General features: G+C 59.9%; 1 rRNA gene. It reads right to left on the bottom strand.

Annotation, left to right across the window (positions count from 1 at the left end):
• Positions 1–269, bottom strand: a 23S ribosomal RNA gene (locus GCU69_RS00850); the annotation flags it as partial.

Genomic DNA, 269 nt, shown 5'->3' with positions numbered 1-269 from the left:
TAGGCTTAGCGGGTGGTCCCGCCAGATTCACACAGGATTTCTCGGGCCCCGTGCTACTTGGGAGTCGCACAAACAAGCCGTACAGATTTCAGCTACGGGGGTCTTACCCTCTACGCCGGGCCTTTCGCATGCCCTTCGCCTATCCATACGGTTTCTGACTTGCCCAGCCGCCGGCAGACGACTGAAGTACGATCCCACAACCCCGTAAGCGCAACCCCTGCCGGGTATCACACGCCTACGGTTTGGCCTCATCCAGTTTCGCTCGCCAC

Origin of the sequence: Streptomyces lycii (assembly GCF_009735685.1) — a bacterium.
Lineage (GTDB): Bacteria > Actinomycetota > Actinomycetes > Streptomycetales > Streptomycetaceae > Streptomyces > Streptomyces lycii.
The sequence above is the reverse complement of the archived record's forward strand: the minus strand, read 5'-3'. Positions and strand labels throughout refer to the sequence as shown.